20 protein-coding genes are annotated in these 19451 nt (G+C 69.9%); 16 read left to right on the top strand and 4 right to left on the bottom strand.

The window, feature by feature from the left end; all coding sequences use genetic code 11:
* The first annotated feature begins 123 nt into the window (after positions 1-123).
* The 8 genes from tolB (at position 124) to folD (ending at position 9905) form a co-directional block, all read left to right on the top strand.
* Positions 124-1446, top strand: a complete 1323-nt coding sequence (gene tolB, locus Q0833_RS02870) for a Tol-Pal system beta propeller repeat protein TolB (RefSeq protein ID WP_298430049.1) — start codon at positions 124-126, stop codon at positions 1444-1446.
* Positions 1447-1458: 12 nt separating this feature from the next.
* Entirely contained in the window at positions 1459-1965 is a 507-nt protein-coding gene (gene pal, locus Q0833_RS02865; RefSeq protein ID WP_298430047.1) for a peptidoglycan-associated lipoprotein Pal, read from the top strand.
* Entirely contained in the window at positions 1965-2786 is an 822-nt protein-coding gene (ybgF, locus tag Q0833_RS02860) for a tol-pal system protein YbgF (protein ID WP_298430046.1), read from the top strand. The genes pal and ybgF overlap by 1 nt, the downstream gene beginning before the upstream one ends.
* Positions 2783-4006, top strand: a complete 1224-nt coding sequence (tilS, locus tag Q0833_RS02855) for a tRNA lysidine(34) synthetase TilS (protein WP_298430044.1) — start codon at positions 2783-2785, stop codon at positions 4004-4006. Before ybgF ends, tilS begins: the two co-directional genes overlap by 4 nt.
* A 74-nt stretch (positions 4007-4080) precedes the next feature.
* Positions 4081-5994: an ATP-dependent zinc metalloprotease FtsH gene (ftsH, locus tag Q0833_RS02850; RefSeq protein ID WP_298430042.1), complete on the top strand. Its 1914-nt coding sequence runs from the start codon at positions 4081-4083 to the stop codon at positions 5992-5994.
* A 119-nt stretch (positions 5995-6113) separates the two neighbouring features.
* Entirely contained in the window at positions 6114-6695 is a 582-nt protein-coding gene (locus Q0833_RS02845) for a sulfurase (RefSeq protein WP_298430040.1), read from the top strand.
* A gap of 491 nt (positions 6696-7186) precedes the next feature.
* The gene (locus Q0833_RS02840; RefSeq protein ID WP_298430038.1) at positions 7187-8860 is read left to right on the top strand and encodes a formate--tetrahydrofolate ligase; all 1674 of its coding nucleotides are present in this window, start codon (positions 7187-7189) and stop codon (positions 8858-8860) included.
* Between the two features lie 145 nt (positions 8861-9005).
* Positions 9006-9905, top strand: a complete 900-nt coding sequence (folD, locus tag Q0833_RS02835; RefSeq protein WP_298430036.1) for a bifunctional methylenetetrahydrofolate dehydrogenase/methenyltetrahydrofolate cyclohydrolase FolD — start codon at positions 9006-9008, stop codon at positions 9903-9905.
* Here the strand turns inward: folD and Q0833_RS02830 are convergent.
* Complete coding sequence (locus Q0833_RS02830; protein WP_298430034.1) at positions 9902-10651, bottom strand: alpha/beta fold hydrolase; 750 nt, start codon at positions 10649-10651, stop codon at positions 9902-9904. The genes folD and Q0833_RS02830 overlap by 4 nt on opposite strands.
* Before the next feature lie 66 nt (positions 10652-10717).
* Between Q0833_RS02830 and Q0833_RS02825 the strand changes: the two genes are divergently transcribed.
* Together Q0833_RS02825 and Q0833_RS02820 are read left to right on the top strand one after the other, a co-directional pair.
* Positions 10718-11083 (top strand): hypothetical protein, encoded by a 366-nt coding sequence (locus Q0833_RS02825; protein WP_298430032.1) that lies wholly within the window; start codon positions 10718-10720, stop codon positions 11081-11083.
* 38 nt (positions 11084-11121) lie between these two features.
* Complete coding sequence (locus Q0833_RS02820; protein ID WP_298430030.1) at positions 11122-11604, top strand: hypothetical protein; 483 nt, start codon at positions 11122-11124, stop codon at positions 11602-11604.
* Here Q0833_RS02820 and cobT read toward each other — a convergent pair.
* Entirely contained in the window at positions 11601-12602 is a 1002-nt protein-coding gene (gene cobT, locus Q0833_RS02815; RefSeq protein ID WP_298430028.1) for a nicotinate-nucleotide--dimethylbenzimidazole phosphoribosyltransferase, read from the bottom strand. The genes Q0833_RS02820 and cobT overlap by 4 nt on opposite strands.
* A gap of 90 nt (positions 12603-12692) precedes the next feature.
* Between cobT and cobS the strand changes: the two genes are divergently transcribed.
* From cobS to Q0833_RS02795, 4 genes are read left to right on the top strand one after another with little or no spacing between them, the layout of a single operon-like run.
* Complete coding sequence (gene cobS / locus Q0833_RS02810) at positions 12693-13427, top strand: adenosylcobinamide-GDP ribazoletransferase (protein WP_298430026.1); 735 nt, start codon at positions 12693-12695, stop codon at positions 13425-13427.
* Between the two features lie 9 nt (positions 13428-13436).
* Positions 13437-14117 carry a molecular chaperone DjiA gene (locus Q0833_RS02805; RefSeq protein ID WP_298430024.1) on the top strand — a complete coding sequence of 227 codons (681 nt, stop codon included), beginning with the start codon at positions 13437-13439 and terminating at the stop codon, positions 14115-14117.
* On the top strand, positions 14114-15115 hold the full coding sequence (locus Q0833_RS02800) for an endonuclease/exonuclease/phosphatase family protein (RefSeq protein WP_298430022.1): 1002 nt from the start codon (positions 14114-14116) through the stop codon (positions 15113-15115). The genes Q0833_RS02805 and Q0833_RS02800 overlap by 4 nt, the downstream gene beginning before the upstream one ends.
* A 32-nt stretch (positions 15116-15147) precedes the next feature.
* On the top strand, positions 15148-15492 hold the full coding sequence (locus tag Q0833_RS02795; protein WP_298430020.1) for a hypothetical protein: 345 nt from the start codon (positions 15148-15150) through the stop codon (positions 15490-15492).
* A 12-nt stretch (positions 15493-15504) separates the two neighbouring features.
* On the opposite strand, the gene Q0833_RS02790 is transcribed toward Q0833_RS02795, so the two are convergent.
* Together Q0833_RS02790 and Q0833_RS02785 are read right to left on the bottom strand one after the other, a co-directional pair.
* Positions 15505-16200, bottom strand: a complete 696-nt coding sequence (locus Q0833_RS02790; RefSeq protein ID WP_298430018.1) for a phosphatidylcholine/phosphatidylserine synthase — start codon at positions 16198-16200, stop codon at positions 15505-15507.
* A gap of 349 nt (positions 16201-16549) precedes the next feature.
* The gene (locus Q0833_RS02785; RefSeq protein ID WP_298430016.1) at positions 16550-17122 is read right to left on the bottom strand and encodes a cytochrome P460 family protein; all 573 of its coding nucleotides are present in this window, start codon (positions 17120-17122) and stop codon (positions 16550-16552) included.
* 148 nt (positions 17123-17270) lie between these two features.
* On the opposite strand from Q0833_RS02785, the gene Q0833_RS02780 reads away from it, so the two are divergent.
* Complete coding sequence (locus tag Q0833_RS02780) at positions 17271-18446, top strand: aspartate aminotransferase family protein (RefSeq protein ID WP_298430015.1); 1176 nt, start codon at positions 17271-17273, stop codon at positions 18444-18446.
* A 75-nt stretch (positions 18447-18521) separates the two neighbouring features.
* Positions 18522-19448, top strand: a complete 927-nt coding sequence (gene argF / locus Q0833_RS02775) for an ornithine carbamoyltransferase (protein ID WP_298430013.1) — start codon at positions 18522-18524, stop codon at positions 19446-19448.
* Positions 19449-19451: the final 3 nt, after the last annotated feature.

Here is a 19451-nt window from a genome sequence, read left to right as displayed (position 1 = left end):
GCGTCCGCGCGCGATACCGGACGGGCAAACCTTTGCCCCTCGACGGTCAGCCCGGCGTGACCCATTGAGAAACGCGGCCCGCTCCGCGATACGGAACCTGACCGACCCCGAGAGGCCCACGCCATGCGCGTTCTGACGACCCTCCTGACCCTGCTGACCCTGTTGATCGCGGCCCCCGCGACCGCGCAGGACGGCCCCCTGCGGATCACGATCACCGACGGCGTGATCGAACCGCTGCCGGTCGCCATCCCGACCTTCGTGGCGCGCAACGCGGCCGCCGCGGATCTGTCGCAGGACATCACCCGTGTCATCGCCGCCGACCTCGTGAACACCGGCCTCTTCCGCGAAATCCCGCAGGACGCGCATATCTCCCGCATCGGGAATTTCGACAGCCCCGTGCAATGGTCCGACTGGAAGGCGGTGAACGCGCAGGCGCTGATCACCGGTTCGGTGCTGGTTGAGGGCGATGGGCGCATCGTTGTGCAATTCCGGCTCTTCGACATCTTCTCGGAGGCGCCGCTGGGCGACGGGCTGCAATTTGTCGGGACCGTCGATGGCTGGCGCCGCATGGCGCACAAGGTCGCCGATGCCGCCTATTCGCGGATCACGGGCGAAGGTCCGTATTTCGACAGCCGCGTGGTCTTCGTCTCCGAGACCGGACCCAAGGACGCCCGCCAGAAGCGGATCGCGGTGATGGATTACGACGGCGCCAATGTCAGCTATCTGACCTCGTCTGACGCGATCGTGCTGGCGCCGCGCTTCTCGCCCGACGGCTCGCGCATCATCTATACCGGCTACGAGAGCGGCTTTCCCCGCGTCACCGTCATCGACGTGGCCAGCCTCCAGCGGCAGACGATCGGCGGGGTCGACCAGAACATGAGCTTCGCGCCCCGCTTCTCGCCCGATGGCAGCCGCGTGGTCTATTCGGCCGAAGTGGCGGGCAATACCGACCTCTACGCGCTCGACATCGCCACCGGGGCGCAGACGCGCCTGACGACCGCCCCCTCGATCGAGACCGCGCCCAGCTTCTCGCCCGATGGCAGCCGCGTCGTCTTCGAGAGCGACCGCTCGGGTGCGCCGCAGCTCTACGTCATGCCGTCCTCGGGCGGCGAGGGCACGCGGATCAGCTTCGGCGAGGGCCGCTACGGCACGCCCGTCTGGTCCCCCAAGGGCGACTACATCGCCTTCACCAAGCAGAATGCGGGCCGCTTCCATATCGGCGTGATGCGCGAGGACGGCAGCGAGGAGCGTCTGCTGACCGGCGCGTTCCTCGACGAGGGTCCGACCTGGGCGCCCAATGGCAGGGTTGTGATGTTCACGCGCGAGACGGCGGGTGCGGCGGGTGCCCCGGCGCTCTATACCGTGGACATCACGGGACGAAACCTTCAACGCGCCGCGACACCCGCGGCCGCTTCGGACCCCTCGTGGGGCCCGCTCCTGAACTAGAGGACAGGACCTATGAGAACGATTGCACTCATCCTTGTGGCCGGGCTTGCCCTGACGGGCTGCGCCAACCGGCTTGGCGGCGCGGGCGACGGCGCGGTGGACCTGAACGCGGGCGCCGGCGGCGTCGTCGCCGGCAGCGCGAACGACCCCAGTTCGGTCGCGTATTTCCAGCAGACCGTGGGCGACCGCGTCCTGTTTGCCGTCGACCAGTCGACGATCACGCCCGAAGGGCGCGCCACGCTGGCCGCCCAGGCCCAGTGGCTCAACGCCAACCCGGCCTATACCGCGCTGATCGAAGGCCATGCGGACGAGCAGGGTACGCGGGAATACAACCTGGCACTCGGAGGGCGCCGCGCCAATGCGGCCCGCGACTACCTTGTGAGCCAGGGCGTCTCGGCGACCCGGATGCGCACCATCAGCTACGGCAAGGAGCGTCCGCTCCAGGTCTGCTCGACCGAGGCGTGCTACAGCCAGAACCGCCGTGCGGTGACGGTGCTCGCCGCGGGGGCGGGCGTCTGATGCGGCTGGCGCTGGCGCTGGCGCTCGGGCTGGCGGCTGCGCCCGCCTGGGCGCAGGAGGGCGACACGCTGGCCGATATCCGCCAGCAGCTGAGCGTCCTGAACGTCGAGTTGCAGCAGCTCACGCGCGAGCTGTCGACGACCGGCGCCGCGGCGCTCGGCATCGAGGGCAGCACGTTTCCCGACCGGGTCATCAGCCTCGAGACGCAGCTTCAGGAGCTGACGGCCCGGACCGAACGGCTGTCCTTCCGGGTCGAAAGCGTCGCACGCGACGGCGGCAACCGGATCGAGGATCTGCGCTTCCAGCTCTGCGAACTGACGACCGATTGCGATCTGGGCGCCCTGCCCGCGCCCGGCCCCCTGGGCGGCGAGGCGGAGGGTGCTGCCGGAGCCGCGCCCGCGCCGATCCCCGCGCCCGAGACCGGCGGCGCGGAGCTGGCCGTGGGCGAACGTGCCGATTTCGACGCCGCGCGCGCGGCCCTCGACGCCGGGCGCAACGCCGAGGCCGCGACCGCGTTCGAGCGGTTCGTGGCCGCCTACCCGACCGGCCCCCTATCGGCGGATGCGCAATTCCTGCGTGGCGAGGCATTGTCCCGCGATGGCCAGTCCGCCGCCGCGGCCCGCGCCTATCTCGAAGCCTTTTCGGGCACGCCCGAAGGCCCCCGCGCGCCCGAGGCACTGCTGGGGCTGGGTCGTTCGCTGGGCCAACTCGGTCAGCGCGACGAGGCCTGCCTGACGCTGGCCGAGGTGCCGCTGCGCTTCCCGCAGGCCCCGGCCGCCGCACAGGCGCAATCGGCACGGGTCGAACTCGGCTGCCAGTGACGTCCGCGCATGACGCGATCGCGGCGCTCACCGCCGCGATCGCGCGCGCCGTACCGGACGGCCCGCTCGGGGTCGCGGTTTCGGGCGGCAGCGACAGCACTGCGCTTCTGATCGCCGCCTGCGCCCTCGAGGGCCGAATGGTCCATGCCTTCACTGTCGATCACGGCCTGAGACCGGAGGCTTCGGCCGAGGCCGCGCGCGTCGCGGCGCTCGCCGCCCGGCTCGGATCCGCGCATCGCACGCTGACGCTGAATATCGAACCGGGTGCCGGGCTACAGGCCCGCGCCCGCGCCGCGCGCTATGCCGCGCTGGGCGGGGCCGCGCGCGTGGCCGGGGTGGGCGACGTCCTGCTCGGTCACACGCAGGACGATGTGGCCGAGTCCCTGATCCTCCGGATGCGGCGCGGCGCGGGGATCGACGGGCTGGCCCGGATGGCCGCGCGGCGCGAGATGGAGGGCGTGACCTGGCATCGCCCGGCGCTCGGGCTGACCCGCGCCGACCTGCGGGATGCGTTGACCGCGCGGGGCGAGGACTGGATCGACGATCCGTCCAACGCAGACCCGACCTTCGACCGTGTGGAGGTGCGGCGCGCGATCGCGGCGCTGGGCCTCGACCAAGCGACGCTCGCGGGTTCCGCATCCGCGCTGGTTGATGCGCGCGCAAGCCTCGTGGCCCATGCCCGCACCATTGCGCGCAACCATGTCCGCGAGGATCGCGGCGACCTCCTGATCGACGGGATGGACGCACTCCGCGGCGCGCATGCGGGCGACCCGGACCCGCTGCCCCGCCTCCTCCTGGCCGGGCTGCACTGGATCGGCGGCGGCTACGGGCCGCGCCGCGACGCGCGGCTGCGGCTATTGGACCACGCGCTGGGCGGTACGACCTGTACCCTCGGGGGCTGTGTGCTGAGCTCCGAGGGCGACACGCTCCGGCTGGCGCGCGAGCCGGCGGCTACGGCTCCGCCCGGCCCGACGGACCGGACCTGGGACGGCCGCTGGACCCTGACCGGCCCCCACGCGCCGGACCTGACCGTGAGCGCGCTCGGGGACGACGTGGCGCAGACCGATTGGCGCGCGACGGGCCTGCCCCGCGCTTCGCTGATGGCCTCGCCCGCGGTGCGACGCGGCGACGATCTGATTGCCGCCCCGTTGGTCGGGTCGGCCGCCGGATGGACGGCAAAACCGCGCGCCCCGTTCCTCGCGTCGCTGATCTTGCGTTGAACCCACCGGCCCAATGCTTAGATTAGCCTCAACGCGACGCTGTCGCCCGCAATCCCTGATCGGAGGAACTCCCCTTGGGAAACGCCCGTAATATCGCCTTCTGGGTCGTGCTGTTCGTGCTCGTCATGGCGCTCTTCCAGCTCTTCTCGGGCGGCAACTCCGCCATGTCCGCGCGCGAGGTGCCGTATTCGGACTTCGTCAACCAGGTCGAGGGCGGCTCCGTCTCCTCGGTCACGCTGGACGGCGAGCGGATCATCTTCGCGGGGGCCGGCGGCGCCGAGCAGTTCACGATCAAGCCGGCCGATGTCGACGTGACCGAGACGCTTCTGAACAACGATGTCCGCATCGTCGCCGAAAGCCAGGAGACGAGCGGCTTCATGTCCGCGCTGGGCCTCTGGCTGCCGTTCCTCGTGCTGATCGGGATCTGGATCTTCTTCATGAACCGGATGCAGGGCGGCGGCAAAGGCGGGGCCATGGGCTTCGGCAAGTCGAAGGCCAAGCTCCTGACCGAGAAGCACGGCCGCGTCACCTTCGACGACGTGGCGGGCATCGACGAGGCCAAGGAAGACCTCGAGGAGATCGTCGAATTCCTGCGCAACCCGCAGAAGTTCTCGCGCCTCGGCGGCAAGATCCCCAAAGGTGCGCTTCTGGTCGGCCCTCCGGGCACCGGCAAGACGCTGCTGGCCCGTGCCGTGGCCGGTGAGGCGGGCGTGCCCTTCTTCACCATCTCGGGCTCGGACTTCGTCGAGATGTTCGTGGGCGTGGGCGCCAGCCGTGTGCGCGACATGTTCGAGCAGGCCAAGAAGAATGCGCCCTGCATCGTCTTCATCGACGAGATCGACGCCGTTGGCCGGTCGCGTGGCGTGGGCTATGGCGGCGGCAACGACGAGCGCGAGCAGACGCTGAACCAGCTCCTGGTCGAGATGGACGGCTTCGAGGCCAATGAGGGCATCATCATCGTCGCGGCCACCAACCGTCCCGACGTGCTGGACCCCGCGCTTCTGCGCCCCGGCCGCTTCGACCGCCAGGTCCAGGTGCCCAACCCCGACATCAAGGGTCGTGAGAAGATCCTCGGCGTCCATTCCCGCAAGACGCCGCTGGGCGCCGACGTGGATTTGCGCATCATCGCGCGCGGCACGCCCGGCTTCTCGGGCGCCGACCTCGCCAACCTCGTGAACGAGGCCGCGCTGATGGCCGCACGCATCGGGCGCCGCGTCGTCACGATGGAGGATTTCGAGCAAGCCAAGGACAAGGTCATGATGGGCGCCGAGCGTCGGTCCATGGTCATGACCGAGGACGAGAAGAAGCTGACGGCCTATCACGAGGCCGGTCACGCCGTCGTCGGCCTGAACGTCCCGCAGCACGACCCGATCCACAAGGCGACGATCATCCCGCGCGGCCGCGCGCTGGGCCTCGTGCTGTCGCTGCCAGAGCGGGATCAGCTTTCGGTCAGCTGGACGAAATACACCTCGAAGATCGCCATGGCGATGGGCGGACGCGTCGCCGAGGAGCTGATCTTCGGCAAGGAGAACGTCACCTCGGGTGCGGCCTCCGACATCCAGCAGGTGACCAAGATCGCCCGCGCGATGGTGACGCAGTTCGGTTATTCCGACGAGCTGGGAATGGTCGATTACGCCAACGAGCAGCAGTCCTATCTGGGCAGCTATCAGGGCGGCGGCAGCGTTTCGCCCGAGACGCAGGCCAAGATTGACGAGAAGGTGAAGGAGCTGGTGCAGACCGGCTACGACACCGCCAAGCGCATCCTGACCGAGAAGGCCGACGACCTCGAACGGCTGGCCCAGGGTCTTCTGGAATACGAGACGCTGACCGGCCCCGAGATCATGAAGGTCATCAATGGCGAGGCGCTGACCCGCGGCGACGATCAGGACGACCTGCCCTCGGGCGGCTCGGGCATCACCGCGATCCCGAAGACCAAGCCGAAGCCCAAGAACCCTGACATCGCGCCCGAGCCCGAACCAAGCGCCTGACGGCGAGCGACCGGTCCACCCGACGCATCGACACGGAAGACGGCCCCGGCGCGATCCGGGGCCTTTTTTCGTTGCGGTCCTACGGCTATCTCGGTGGCGCATGACCCGGAGGTTCCCCGATGCCCGCACTGGCCCCGACCGAGATTTATGGCACCGTGACCTGGCTGGGGACGGTGCCGGACCGGGACGCGGCGCTGGCCTCGACCCCGCGTGAGACGCTGCGGCTGACCTTCGCGGGTCCCGTGGACGAGGCCCATGGCGGGCTGACGCGCCCGTCCTGCAGCCGGGTGACAGCGCAGCATCCGAAAGGCACCGAGATCCGCAACGTGCGCCAACTGGCCGTCGTCTCGGAAGAAGAACTGGCCCAGATCGCCGCCGACATCGGCGTCGAACGGTTCGACCCGGCCTGGATCGGCGCGACGCTCGTGTTGCGCGGCATCCCCGACTTCACGCACCTGCCGCCCTCCGCCCGGCTTCAAGCCGAGGACGGCGCGACGATCGTCGTGGATATGGAGAACCGGCCCTGCAACCTGCCCGCCCCCGTGATCGACGCGGCGGCGCCCGGTCACGGCAGGGCGTTCAAGGCCGCGGCCAAGGGGCTGCGCGGCGTGACGGCCTGGGTCGAGCGCGAGGGGGAGCTTCGGCGCGGCGGGCGGCTCCGGTTGCATCTGCCGGATCAGCGGGCCTGGGCCGGGGCCTGAACCCCGGACGCGACGGCGCCCCGCGGGATGCCTGAGATCTCACGGGGCGCGCGCCTTCATGCGCACGCATGTGCGCCGGGGGCCGGGCCGGAGACGGTCGTCGTCCCTGTGTGGCCCGGCTGAACGATACCGGGGTCAGCCGAGGGCGAGGCCCGCAATCATGGCGAGGGCGAGGCCCGAAATGAAACCGGCGTGGATGAAGAGGCTGGTGCTGGTCATTCGTTTGTCTTTCCGGGGACATAGCGGCCCCTGTGGTGTGTTCATGTGTCTGGCGGGCTAACGCGCGACGAATCGGTCGGTTCCCATGAAAATCGCGTCACACGGCAGCGTGATCCCGGCGCCGGTCGGAAACGCGGGGTGACGATCGGCGACGCCCCGCTCCCCGCCGCGACGCCCGGACCGACCGGAATGTCGCATTTCGGCTGTGGCGCGGGCGCTGCCCCGCTTAGGCGTAGGCGCAGGCACCACCGCGCGCGAAAAGGACCACCGCCATGCCGCTGACCGATATCGAGATCGCCCGCGCGGCGAAGAAGAAGCCAATTCAGGAGATCGGCGCCGGGATCGGCATCGGGACCGACGACCTGCTGCCCTATGGCCACGACAAGGCGAAGGTCAGCCAGGGCTTCATCGACGGTGTGAAGGATCGCCCGAATGGCAAGCTGATCCTCGTAACGGCGATCAACCCGACGCCCGCGGGCGAGGGCAAGACGACGACGACCGTCGGCCTCGGCGACGGGCTGAACGCGATCGGCAAGAAGGCGATGATCTGCATCCGCGAGGCGTCGCTCGGGCCGAATTTCGGGATGAAGGGCGGGGCGGCCGGCGGCGGCTATGCGCAGATCGTCCCGATGGAGGAGATGAACCTCCACTTCACGGGCGATTTTCACGCGATCACCAGCGCCCACTCGCTCCTGTCTGCAATGATCGACAACCACATCTACTGGGGCAACGAGCTGGAGATCGACGTGCGCCGCGTCGTCTGGCGGCGGGTCGTCGACATGAACGACCGCGCGCTGCGCCAGATCACGGCATCGCTCGGCGGCGTGTCGAACGGCTTCCCGCGCGAGGCGGGCTTCGACATCACGGTCGCCTCCGAAGTGATGGCCTGCCTCTGCCTCGCCACCGATCTCGGTGATCTGGAGCGACGGCTGGGCGACATGATCGTGGCCTATCGCCGCGACCGCACGCCGGTCTTCTGCCGCGACATCAAGGCCGACGGCGCGATGACGGTGCTTCTGAAGGATGCGATGCAGCCGAACCTCGTCCAGACGCTTGAGAACAATCCCGCCTTCGTCCATGGCGGGCCCTTCGCCAATATCGCCCATGGCTGCAACTCGGTCATCGCGACGACCACGGCGCTGAAGCTGGCCGATTACGTGGTGACCGAAGCGGGCTTCGGGGCCGATCTGGGCGCCGAGAAGTTCATGAACATCAAGTGCCGCAAGGCCGGGCTCGCCCCCGATTGCGTGGTGCTGGTGGCGACGGTGCGCGCGATGAAGATGAACGGCGGCGTGGCCAAGGCCGATCTTGGCGCCGAGAACGTCGAGGCGGTCCAGGCGGGCTGCGCCAATCTTGGCCGCCATATCGGCAACGTCAAAAGCTTCGGCGTTCCCGTCGTGGTCGCGATCAACCATTTCACCGGCGACACCGAGGCGGAAGTGCAGGCGGTCCGCGACTATGTCGCAACCCAAGGCTCCGAGGCGATCATCTCGAAGCACTGGGCCGACGGCTCGACGGGGTCCGAGGCGCTGGCCCGCCGCGTGGCCGAGATCGCGGATGCAGGCACGGCGAATTTCGCGCCGCTCTACGGCGACGAGATGCCGCTCTTCCAGAAGATCGAGACCATCGCCAAGCGCATCTACCACGCCGACGAGGTGCTGGCCGACAAGAAGATCCGCGACCAGTTGAAGGCGTGGGAGGACCAGGGCTACGGACACCTGCCGGTCTGCATGGCCAAGACGCAGTATTCCTTCTCGACCGACCCCGAGCTGCGCGGCGCGCCGACGGGTCATTCGGTCCCCGTCCGCGAGGTGAGGCTTTCGGCGGGCGCGGGCTTCGTGGTCGTCATCTGCGGCGAGATCATGACCATGCCCGGCCTGCCCCGCGTGCCCTCGGCCGAGAATATCCGGCTGAACGACGCGGGCGAGGTCGAGGGGCTGTTCTGAGCGCCGCGCGACGGTTGCGCCGGCCGGGGGCCGTCGCGCAGAAGGGCGGCGACGGGGGCATCGAGCCCCCGTCGCCGCCGGGCCTCCGGCGGAGGTATTTCGGGCAAGAGGAAGAGGGCGCGCGAGGGCCCCGGAGGAGCGACGCATGACGGCGAAGATCATCGACGGGAAGGCCTTCGCGGCCACCATTCGCGGCCGCGTGGCCGAGGAGGTCGCACGGCTGAAGGCCGCGGGCGTGACGCCCGGCCTTGCGGTCGTGCTGGTCGGCGAAGACCCCGCAAGCGCGGTCTATGTGCGCAACAAGGGCAAGCAGACCGTCGAGGCGGGAATGCACTCCGAAGAGCACCGGATGGACGCGGACAGCTCGCAGGACGCGCTGATGGCGAAGGTGGCACAGCTGAATGCCGACCCCGCGATCCACGGCATCCTCGTGCAGCTGCCCCTGCCGGGCCACCTCGATGCCGAGGCCGTGCTGAACGCGATCGATCCGGCCAAGGACGTGGACGGGTTCCATATCTCGAATGTCGGCCTTCTGGGCACCGGGCAGAAGGCGATGGTGCCCTGTACGCCGCTCGGGTGCCTGATGATGCTGCGCGACCATCTGGGCTCGCTCTCGGGGCTCGACGCGGTGGTGATCGGACGCTCGAATATCGTCGGCAAGCCGATGGCGCAGCTTCTGCTGGGCGACAGCTGCACCGTCACCATCGCCCATAGCCGCACGAAGGAGATCGAAGCCGTCTGCCGCCGCGCCGATATCGTGGTCGCGGCCGTGGGCCGGCCCAGGATGGTGACCGGAGACTGGATCAAGCCGGGGGCCACGGTGATCGATGTCGGGATCAACCGGATCGACGCGCCGGAGCGCGGCGCGGGCAAGACCCGGCTGGTCGGGGATTGCGATTTCGACAGCTGCGCCGCCGTGGCCGGGGCGATCACGCCGGTGCCGGGCGGCGTCGGGCCGATGACCATCGCCTGCTTGCTGGCCAATACGGTGACCGCCGCCTGCCGCGCGAACGGCCTGGCCGAGCCCGAGGGCCTGACGCCCTAGGCGTCGAGGAAGACCCGCACCGCCGCCTCGAACTCGCGCGGCTTCTCGGCATGCAACCAGTGATGCGCGCCGGGGATCTTCGCGAAGCGCGCTTCGGGAAAGAGCGCGCGGATCGGGTTGCGGTGTTCGGGGCGGACATAGTCGCTCTCGCCACCCGAGAGGAACAGCGCGGGCGCGGCGCTTTGTCCGCCGATATCCGGAAAACCGATGATCTTGGGCATCTCGGCATCGAGCGCGTCGAGGTTGAGCGTCCAGCGCCCCCCGGCCGCGTCCAGCGATTGCAAGAGGAACGCCCGCGTGCCGTCGTCGGGCACGTCGGAAAGTTGCGCGACCGCATCCGAGCGGCGGTCGACCTTCGACAGGTCGACGGCCTGCATCGCGGCGATCAGATGGGATTGCGTGTGGCCATAGGTCACCGGCGCGATATCGGCCACGACGAGCCGACGTACCGCGTCCGGTTCCGTCAGCGCGAGGACCATGGCCGCCTTGCCGCCCATCGAATGCCCGAGAACATCGTGGCGCCGGTCGCCGATCACCTCGGCCAGGTCGCCCGCCAGCGCGGCGTAGGAATGCTCGTCCGACCAGGGCGAGGCACCGTGGTTGCGCATATCGACGGCGACGACCTCACGATCCGATGACAGCCGCTTGGCCACGACGCCCCAGTTCCGCGCCGACCCGAAGAGGCCATGCGCGATCAGGAGCGGGGTGCGGTCGGTCGGGGTGCCGTGGCGGATCGTGTTGAGCATGGAAACGGAGTATCGCCGCCCCGCCCCGATTGCCAGCCGCCCCGCCCCGCGCCTAGGCTGCGCGCCATGCATGACGCGACGCTGACCCGCATCGAACGGACCGAGGCCCTCCTGGCCGAGCGGTTGCACCTGCGCGGGCGGCTGGCCGACAAGCTGGCCGCCGCGCGCGGTCGACTGCCCCGGGCCGCGCTGGCGCAGGGGCGGGAACTGGTGGACGCCAAGGCCCGGCTGGCGAACCCGGCCACGGCCCGCGATCTCGACCCACGGCGGATCGAGGCGACTTGCGCGATGCTCGACCGCCACCTCGCCGCAATCCCCGAGGGCAAGTTCCGCCGCCGCGACCGCTCGGCGCTGATCGGGCTGGCGGCGATACGCGTACTGATCGTGATCGTCCTCTTCGCGATGATCCTGTCGTGGCGCGGCCTGATCTAGGCGTTGTGCGGGCCGGGCATCGGCGCTAGGCGGCTGACATGTCGGAGCCTCTGCATATCCTTCGCCCCTCGGCCCCGCGCCGCGTCCTCGGGCTCGTGGTGCAGGTGCTTCTTGGTCTCCTGCTGCTCTATATCGCGATGGCCTTTCCGCCCGCCGAGCTGATCTGGCGGGTCGTCCTGCTGGGGCTTGGGATCGCGGCGCTGGTGCTGGCGCAATCCGGCTGGCGCGGGTCGAGCATCGGGATCGTACTGGACGAAGACGGGCTGCGACAGGAAGACGGACGCCCCATCGCGCCGCTCGACAACATCGCGTCGGTGGACCGCGCGCTCTTCAGCTTCAAGCCGTCCAACGGCTTCCTCGTACGGCTGCGCGAACCCACGGGCCGCGCCTGGGTGCCCGGCATGTGGTGGCGGATCGGGCGCCGCGTCGGCATCGGCGGCGTGACCGGGGGCGCCGAGACGAAGATCGTCGCCGACGCCTTGTCCTTCATGGTCGCCGAGCGGGACGCGCGCGCGGGCTAGCCGTCGGCGACGCCCGCTTCGGCGAAGGTCGCCATGCCCGAATGACAGGCGAGCGCGCCGCGCAGCACCTGGATCGCCAGCGCCGCCCCCGAGCCCTCGCCCAGCCGCAAACCCAACGCCAGGAGCGGCGTCATCCCGAGCGCCTCCAGCATTCGGGCATGGGCGCCTTCGGCCGAGAGATGGCCGGCGACGCAATGGTCCAGCGCGTCCTCGGCCTCGGCCAGAAGACAGAGCGCGGCGGCACCGCAGATGAAGCCGTCGAGGATCACCGGGATCCGCGCGGCCCTTGCGCCCGCGATCGCACCCGCCATCGCCGCAAGCTCGCGCCCGCCCAGTGCCGCCAGCACCTCGAGCCCGGTGCGCCCCGGATTGGCGTCCAGAGCGCGGGCGACCGCGTCCTCCTTCCGCGCGAGGCCGGCATCGTCGATGCCCGTGCCCCGACCGGCCCATCCCGACCCGCCGAGCAGGGCGGCGGCGATGGCGGCAGCCGCGGTCGTGTTGCCGATGCCCATCTCGCCCGTCACGACGAGATCGGCCTCGGGGTTCACCGCCCCCCAGCCGGTCGCGAAGGCGGCGGCCATCTCGACCTCGGACATGGCGGGGCCTTGGGTAAAATCGGCGGTCAGGCGGTCAAGGTCGAGCGCATGGACATCCATCCGCGCCCCCGCGAGGTCGGCAAGCTGGTTGATGGCGGCGCCGCCCGCGCGGAAATTAGCGACCATCTGGACCGTGACTTCGGGCGGGAAGGCGCTGACCCCCTGGGCCGCGACGCCGTGATTGCCCGCGAAGACCAGGATCTGGGGTTTCTCCAGCCTCGGCCGCGCATCGCCTCGCCAACCGGCGTACCAGAGCGCCAGGTCCTCCAGCCGCCCCAGCGCGCCCGGCGGCTTGGTCAGCTGGCCGTTGCGCTCGGCGGCCCCGATGCGGGCGGCGCGATCGGGAGCGGGGGCAGCGGCGAGGGCATCGCGGATGGCGGCGAAGGAGGAGAGGTCGGTCATGGGAGCTCCGGTCTTGGTCTCGGCCCCGTCTTTACCGGGCGCCGCACCGCGGCTATGCCCAGAGCCGCCCCCCCGCCGTCAAGGTGCGACATGTCCGTGAAATCCGACCTGACCTCGGCGGCGATGCTGCTGACCCGGCTGCCCGTGCGCGGCACGCCGACCGATCCCGCGGCCCGCGCCGCCTGGGCCTGGCCGCTGGCGGGCCTGGTGGTCGGCCTTCTTGCCGGTGGCGCGGGCTGGATCGTCGTGGCCCTGGGCTTCGCGCCGGGCCTTGCGGCGGCGGCGACGCTCGTTGTGGCGATCGTGGTGACGGGCGCGCTGCACGAAGACGGGCTGGCCGATCTGGCGGATGGGGTCTGGGGTGGCTTCACCCCCGAACGGCGGCTGGAGATCATGCGCGACAGTCGGATCGGCGCATATGGCGTGATCGCGCTCGTCCTGTCGCTCCTCATCCGCTGGCTCCTGCTGGCCGAGGCGGCGGCGGAGGGTGCGCTGTTCGCCGTGACGGTCGCCGCTGCCGTGGCCAGCCGCGCGCCCATGGCAGCGCTCATGCGGTGGCTGACGGCGGCGCGGACGGACGGGCTCTCGAAAGGCGCGGGCGTGCCCGAGGCGCGCGCGGTCTGGATCGGGTTGGCCATCGGTGCCGCGGCCCTTCTCATCCATGGGCCCGCCGCGGCCCTCCTTTCGGCGGCCTTGGCGGGCGTGATGGTGTTCGGGCTCGCCCGGCTGGCGCGCGCCAAGATCGGTGGCCAGACGGGGGATGTGCTCGGGGCCGCGCAACAACTCTCCGAGATCGCCATTCTCGCCACGCTGACCGCGCGCTAGGGTCGCGGCATGACGCTCTGGTCCCGCATCCTCGAAGCCCTGTCGCGGCTCGCGCCCGGCGAACGCCTGTCGAGCCTCTTCGACTACCTGCGCGCGCCGCCCGAACGCTCGGTCGCCTTCACGATCGCCGTCATCGCGCTCGGCGCGAAGATGGCCAAGGCCGACGGCACCGTGACGCGCTCCGAGGTCGCGGCTTTCCGCGAGGTCTTCACCATCCCGCCCGACGAGGAGGAGAACGCCGCCCGTGTCTTCGACCTCGCCCGCACCGACGTCGCGGGGTTCGAGGAATACGCCGCGCGCATCGCCGCGATGTTCGAGGACGACGCCGAAACCTTGCGCGATCTTCTGGAGGGGCTGTTCCACATTGCGCTGGCCGATGGCGATTATCACCCGGCCGAGGATGATTTCCTTCACCGGGTCGCGCGCATCTTCCGGCTCGACGACCGCGCCTTCCGGTCGGTCAAGGCGCAGTTCGTCGTCGACGCAGCGCCCGATTGCTACGACGTGCTCGGGGTCACGCCCGACATGGATATGGACGAGATCCGCGACCGATGGCGCCAGCTCGTGCGCGACACCCATCCTGACCGGATGATCGCCCGCGGCTTGCCCGAAGAGGCCGTGAAGCTGGCCGAAAAGCGCCTCGTGGCCATCAACCGCGCCTGGGAGAACATCCAGGCGGGGACCGCGTGAGGCTGGCCACCTGGAACGTCGAGTGGTTCGACCGGCTGTTCCGCGACGACGGCACGCTCGACGCGACGGGCGAATGGTCGGCGCGCTACCAGGTCAGCAAGGCCCGGCAACTGGAGGCGATCGCGACGGTGCTGCGGAGCGTCGATGCGGATGCGGTCCTCGTGATCGAAGCCCCCGACGCGTCGTTCCGACGATCCGCGCGCGTGGCTTTGGAGGAATTCGCGGGCTGGGCGGGCCTGCGCACCCGCTCCGCCATTCTCGGCTTCGAGAACGACACCCGGCAGGAGATCGCGCTCCTCTACGATCCGGGTCGCGTCACCGCGCGCCACGACCCCGGCGAATCCGAGGACGCGCCCCGCTTCGACCGCATCTTCGGCTTCGATCTCGACCAGGATCTGCGCGCCGACAAGCTGGTCTGGTCGAAGCCGCCGCTCGAACTGACCCTCGGGACCGATGCCGGTCCGCTGCATCTGATCGGGGTTCACGCCAAGTCGAAGGGGACGCGCGGCACCGATGGGGCCGAGGCGCTCAAGATCAGCATCCTCAACCGCCGCAAGCAGCTTGCGCAGTGCATCTGGCTGCGCCGCCGCGTCGATCAGCGGCTGGCCGAAGGCGCACGGCTGATCGTGGCGGGCGATTTCAACGACGGGCCGGGGCTCGACCGGTTCGAAGCGCTATTCGGCCGCTCGGGCGTCGAGATCGTCCTCGGCGACGGCGCGGGCGCGCTGCACGACCCCCATGCCCAGCCGGCGCGGCTGGGCGCCGCGATCCCGACCACCGCGCGCTTCTGGGACAATGTGAACAAGCGGTATCTCAACGCGCTTCTGGATTTCGCGATGGTGTCGCCGGACCTCGTGCCCGGCGCGACGTGGCGCATCCTGCACCCCTACGACGACCCCCAAGCGGCGGGGGATCCGGCTTTGCAACAGGCGTTGCTCGATGCGTCGGACCACTTCCCGGTGATCCTCGAGCTGCCCGACCGGCCCGCGGCGGCTTGACCACGCCCGCGTCCCACCCCAGCTTCGAGGCCATGACACGCCTCGTCGCCCTTCCGCTGATCGCGCTTCTGACGCTGCCCGCCGCCGCGCAGGAGGTCGAGCCGCCCTCGCTGATGGAGCGGGGGTTGCGGCTTTTCATGGACGGCCTGATGGAGGAGATGGAGCCGGCGCTGCGCGATCTCGAAGGGCTGGCCCGCAATGCCGCGCCGCTTCTGGAGGAGTTGCAGAAGGAACTGGGCGACAGCCTGTCGGAGCTCGACGCCTACCACCCGCCCGAATTCCTGCCCAACGGGGACATCGTGATCCGGCGGAAGACGCCGCTCGATCCCGACCTGCCATTGCCCGACCTCAATCCCGACGGCTCGATCGACCTCTGACCCGGTGCGCCGTCAGGGCGCGCGCCGCTCCAGCACCTGCTGCACCAGCCCCGCGAGCAGCAGGTAGGCCGTCGCCGCCGCGAAGACCCAACCGCTCCAGTATCCCAGCCCGAACTCGCCCCAGGCCGCCGTCAGCGCCAGCAGCATCCAGAGCACCGTCACCGCCAGCGTCAGCGGGCGCCACCGGGCCGTGCGCACCGGGTGCACGAAGCGCAACGGCAGGAACATCGCCGCCGCCAGAAGGCTCGACGCGATCAGCGTCAGCCACGGGTTCGGCTGAAGGACGAAGACCACCAGCGCGACCATGTTCCAGCAGCCCGGAAACCCTTCGAAGCTGGCATCCGCGGTCTTCATCTGCGCATCCGCGAAATAGAGTGCGCTGGCGAACGGCACCACGATCAGTATGCCCCAGCCTGCCCAGCCGGGCACCAGCCCGCTGGCGTAGAGCGCGTAGACCGGAATGAAGACGTAAGTGAGGTAGTCGATGATGAGGTCGAGCAGCACGCCGTCGAACCGCGCCGCGTGCAGCGTGACCTCGTATTTGCGCGCCAACGGCCCGTCGATCCCGTCCACGATCAGCGCGGCCAGCAGCCACAGGAACATCCACGACCAGGCCGTCTCGACTGCCGCCAGAAGGGCGAACATCGCGAAGACCGCACCCGTGGCGGTCAGCAGATGGACGGAGAGGGCACGGGTGCGGGGCCACATGGCATCGGGTTTGCCCGCTGTCGCCGCGCCTGTCGAGGGCGGCGCGTGAACCCTTCGTTAAGCAATCACCCCGATACCCTGTCTCGCCGCGGCACCACCGGGGCGGGGGTGGCACCCCGCGCCACACAGACCACGACCCCGGGGCCCCGCGACGGTGACGCGCGCGGGGCGGGGTCGGGCCCGATCCCGGCCGTGCCCCAACGGGTGCGGCACCCCGGAGCCGTGCGCCTGTCACGACAGGCCCCGACCTCCATTTCACGCATGAGACGAACGATCGGCCCCACCGCCGACCGCCCACCGGAACGATGTCCCGACGGGCGGCCGAAGTCGTGGGCGCGTCTCGGTCTGTTCAGTTCGCGGCCGCACGCACCTCTTCGAGCGGGTAGCCCATCGAGTCGCTGGCGTCGAAATTGACATGGCAGTCGTGGCAGAAGGACTGGCTGACCCGCAGCGCCTGACCCGTCGGCTGAACGCCCGAATAGCGCCAGTTGTCGGTCTCGGGCGCGTCGTCGACCTTGGTCATGATCAGAAGCGGCGCCCGGCGAGCATTGCCGTTGTCGCGCACGCCGATCATCTCCTTGGCGAGCACCGATCCGACCGGCATCTCGAATTCGCCTTCCGCGAACTGAAGGTACTGCTCGGCGGCGATCTCGTTGACGAAGGTGTTGAGGAAGCGCTCGCCATGGACGCCCGCCACCGCGGGCCGGATGGAGGCCTGCGTCCAGTCGCGGTAGGCCATCGCCACCTCGTCGCCGCCCGACTGGTAGCCCTCGATCATCCAGGCCGACATACAGTCATACATCGCGTCGATCGCGGCGGCATCCATGTCGTAGCGATCCGCCGGCAGCGGGCAGGTTTCCTCGGCAAAGGCGGGGGCGGCCAGCAGGGCGGCGACAAGGGTCAGGGGGGCGAGACGGGTCATGGGGTCCTCCGGGTTGGTGTCGGCCCCGTTCAAGCACTCTCGACCGCTCACCGTCATCTGACGTTTGCGTGTGGACCCCTGGCGAATTGACTTCGCGTGACCTTCGGGCCAAGCCGGACGCTCACGCCGGATCAGAAGGATGACGGAGATGATCGACCCCGTTCTGCCCACCTACAACCGCGCCCCGCTGAGCTTTGTCTCGGGCGAAGGCTCGTGGCTGGTGGAGAAGGACGGGCGACGTTTTCTCGATCTCGGGGCGGGCATCGCGGTCAACGTGCTGGGTCACGCGCATCCCGGCCTGACCCGCGCGCTGACCGATCAGGCGGGCGCGCTCTGGCACACGTCGAACCTCTACCACATCCCCCAGCAGGAGGCGCTGGCCGAAAAGCTCGTCGACGCGACCTTCGCCGATACGTGCTTCTTCACCAATTCGGGCACCGAGGCCTGCGAGCTGGCCGTCAAGATGGCCCGCAAGTACTGGTCGAGCCAGGGCTCCGACCGGCATGTGATCCTCGCCTTCACCGGGTCCTTCCACGGGCGCTCCGCCGCGGGCATCGCCGCCGCCGGGTCGGAAAAGATGACCGCCGGGTTCGGGCCGCTCCTGCCGGGGTTCCGCCACCTGCCCTTCGGCGATCACGACGCGCTTGCCGAGGCCATGACCGCCCCCGACGTCGCCGCGGTGATCCTCGAGCCGGTGCAGGGCGAGGGCGGCATTGTCCCCGTTCCCGACCAGTGCCTCAAGGGCCTGCGCGATGCCTGCGACGAGACAGGCGCGCTGATGATCCTCGACGAGGTCCAATGCGGCATGGGCCGGACCGGCCGCCTCTTCGCGCATGAATGGGCAGGCGTGACGCCCGACATCATGATGGTCGCGAAGGGCATCGGCGGAGGCTTTCCGCTGGGCGCGCTCCTGGCCACGGAGACCGCCGCGCGTGGCATGACGGCGGGCACCCACGGCTCGACCTATGGCGGCAACCCCCTGGCCTGCGCGGTGGGCAACGCGGTGATGGACACCGTCGCCGACGACGCCTTCCTGGCCGAGGTCCGGCGCAAGTCCGGCACCTTCCGGCAGGCGCTCGAAGGGCTCGTCGCGTCCCACCCGGACGTGTTCGAGGCCGTGCGCGGGTCGGGCCTGATGCTCGGCCTGAAATGCCGGGTGCCCAATGCCGACGTGGTGCAGGCCGCCTACGGGCAGGAGACCTGCGTCGTACCCGCCGCCGACAACGTCATCCGCATCCTGCCTGCGCTCAACATCACCGAAAGCGACCTGCGCGAGGCCGTGGCGCGTCTCGACCGCGCCGCCGCCTCCCTCGTCCCGGCCTGAACTCCTCTGGCCGAAAATACCTTCGGGGGGTCCGGGGGGCAGACAGCCCCCCGGCCTCTCCGCCCGGAGACCACGATGAACAATTTCCTCGACATCCACACCACCGACCCCGCCGCCCTGCGCGACATCCTCGGACAGGCGCGCGGCATGAAGGACGCGCGCGGCGACCGGCCGAAGGGCACGCCGGACGACGAGCTGCCGCTCGACGGGCGGGTCGTCGCGCTGATCTTCGAGAAGCCCTCGACCCGGACCCGCGTCAGCTTCGATGTCGGCGTCCGCCAGATGGGGGGCACCTCGCTGGTCCTCTCGGGCGCCGAGATGCAGCTCGGGCATGGCGAGACCATCGCCGACACGGCCCGCGTCCTGTCGCGCTATGTCGACCTCATCATGATCCGCACCTTCGGCGAAGACATCCTCCACGAGATGGCCGAGCACGCGACCGTCCCCGTCATCAACGGCCTGACCGACAGCTCGCATCCCTGCCAGATCATGGCCGACGTCATGACCTTCGAGGAGCATCGCGGCCCCATCGCGGGCAAGCGCGTCGCCTGGATGGGTGACGGCAACAACGTCGCGCAGAGTTTCCTGCACGCCGCGGCGAGCTTCGGGTTCGACTTCACCTTCTCCGGTCCCGCCCAGCTCGACCCGCCCGACGCGCTGATGGGTGCGATCCGCCGCGCCGGCCGCGACATGCGCGTCGAGCGCGACCCCGCCCGCGCGGTGGCCGATGCCGACTTGATCGTCACCGACACCTGGGTCTCGATGGGCGATGCCGAAAGCTCGCGTCAGCGGCGTCACAACCTCCTGCGGCCCTATCAGGTCAATGAACGCCTGCTGGACGCCGCGCCGGAGGACGCCCTCGTCATGCATTGCCTGCCCGCCCATCGCGGCGAGGAGATTACCGACGCCGTGCTCGACGGTCCCCGCTCGGTCGTGTTCGACGAGGCCGAGAACCGTCTGCACGCACAAAAGGCGATCATGCGCTGGTGCCTCGGGGTCTGACGG

The sequence above is a fragment of the uncultured Jannaschia sp. genome, from assembly GCF_947503795.1.
Lineage (GTDB): Bacteria > Pseudomonadota > Alphaproteobacteria > Rhodobacterales > Rhodobacteraceae > Jannaschia.
Note: the sequence above shows the minus strand (reverse complement) of the source record. Positions and strands in the feature narration are given on the sequence as shown.

Bases quoted from the DNA above. Each gene is read 5' to 3' on its own strand.
- tolB (WP_298430049.1), top strand. From the start codon at position 124: ATGCGCGTTCTGACGACCCTCCTGACCCTGCTGACCCTGTTGATCGCG.
- pal (WP_298430047.1), top strand. From the start codon at position 1,459: ATGAGAACGATTGCACTCATCCTTGTGGCCGGGCTTGCCCTGACGGGC.
- ybgF (WP_298430046.1), top strand. From the start codon at position 1,965: ATGCGGCTGGCGCTGGCGCTGGCGCTCGGGCTGGCGGCTGCGCCCGCC.
- Q0833_RS02845 (WP_298430040.1), top strand. From the start codon at position 6,114: ATGCCCGCACTGGCCCCGACCGAGATTTATGGCACCGTGACCTGGCTG.
- Q0833_RS02840 (WP_298430038.1), top strand. From the start codon at position 7,187: ATGCCGCTGACCGATATCGAGATCGCCCGCGCGGCGAAGAAGAAGCCA.
- folD (WP_298430036.1), top strand. From the start codon at position 9,006: ATGACGGCGAAGATCATCGACGGGAAGGCCTTCGCGGCCACCATTCGC.
- Q0833_RS02830 (WP_298430034.1), bottom strand. From the start codon at position 10,651: ATGCTCAACACGATCCGCCACGGCACCCCGACCGACCGCACCCCGCTC.
- Q0833_RS02825 (WP_298430032.1), top strand. From the start codon at position 10,718: ATGCATGACGCGACGCTGACCCGCATCGAACGGACCGAGGCCCTCCTG.
- Q0833_RS02820 (WP_298430030.1), top strand. From the start codon at position 11,122: ATGTCGGAGCCTCTGCATATCCTTCGCCCCTCGGCCCCGCGCCGCGTC.
- cobT (WP_298430028.1), bottom strand. From the start codon at position 12,602: ATGACCGACCTCTCCTCCTTCGCCGCCATCCGCGATGCCCTCGCCGCT.
- cobS (WP_298430026.1), top strand. From the start codon at position 12,693: ATGTCCGTGAAATCCGACCTGACCTCGGCGGCGATGCTGCTGACCCGG.
- Q0833_RS02805 (WP_298430024.1), top strand. From the start codon at position 13,437: ATGACGCTCTGGTCCCGCATCCTCGAAGCCCTGTCGCGGCTCGCGCCC.
- Q0833_RS02795 (WP_298430020.1), top strand. From the start codon at position 15,148: ATGACACGCCTCGTCGCCCTTCCGCTGATCGCGCTTCTGACGCTGCCC.
- Q0833_RS02790 (WP_298430018.1), bottom strand. From the start codon at position 16,200: ATGTGGCCCCGCACCCGTGCCCTCTCCGTCCATCTGCTGACCGCCACG.
- Q0833_RS02785 (WP_298430016.1), bottom strand. From the start codon at position 17,122: ATGACCCGTCTCGCCCCCCTGACCCTTGTCGCCGCCCTGCTGGCCGCC.
- Q0833_RS02780 (WP_298430015.1), top strand. From the start codon at position 17,271: ATGATCGACCCCGTTCTGCCCACCTACAACCGCGCCCCGCTGAGCTTT.
- argF (WP_298430013.1), top strand. From the start codon at position 18,522: ATGAACAATTTCCTCGACATCCACACCACCGACCCCGCCGCCCTGCGC.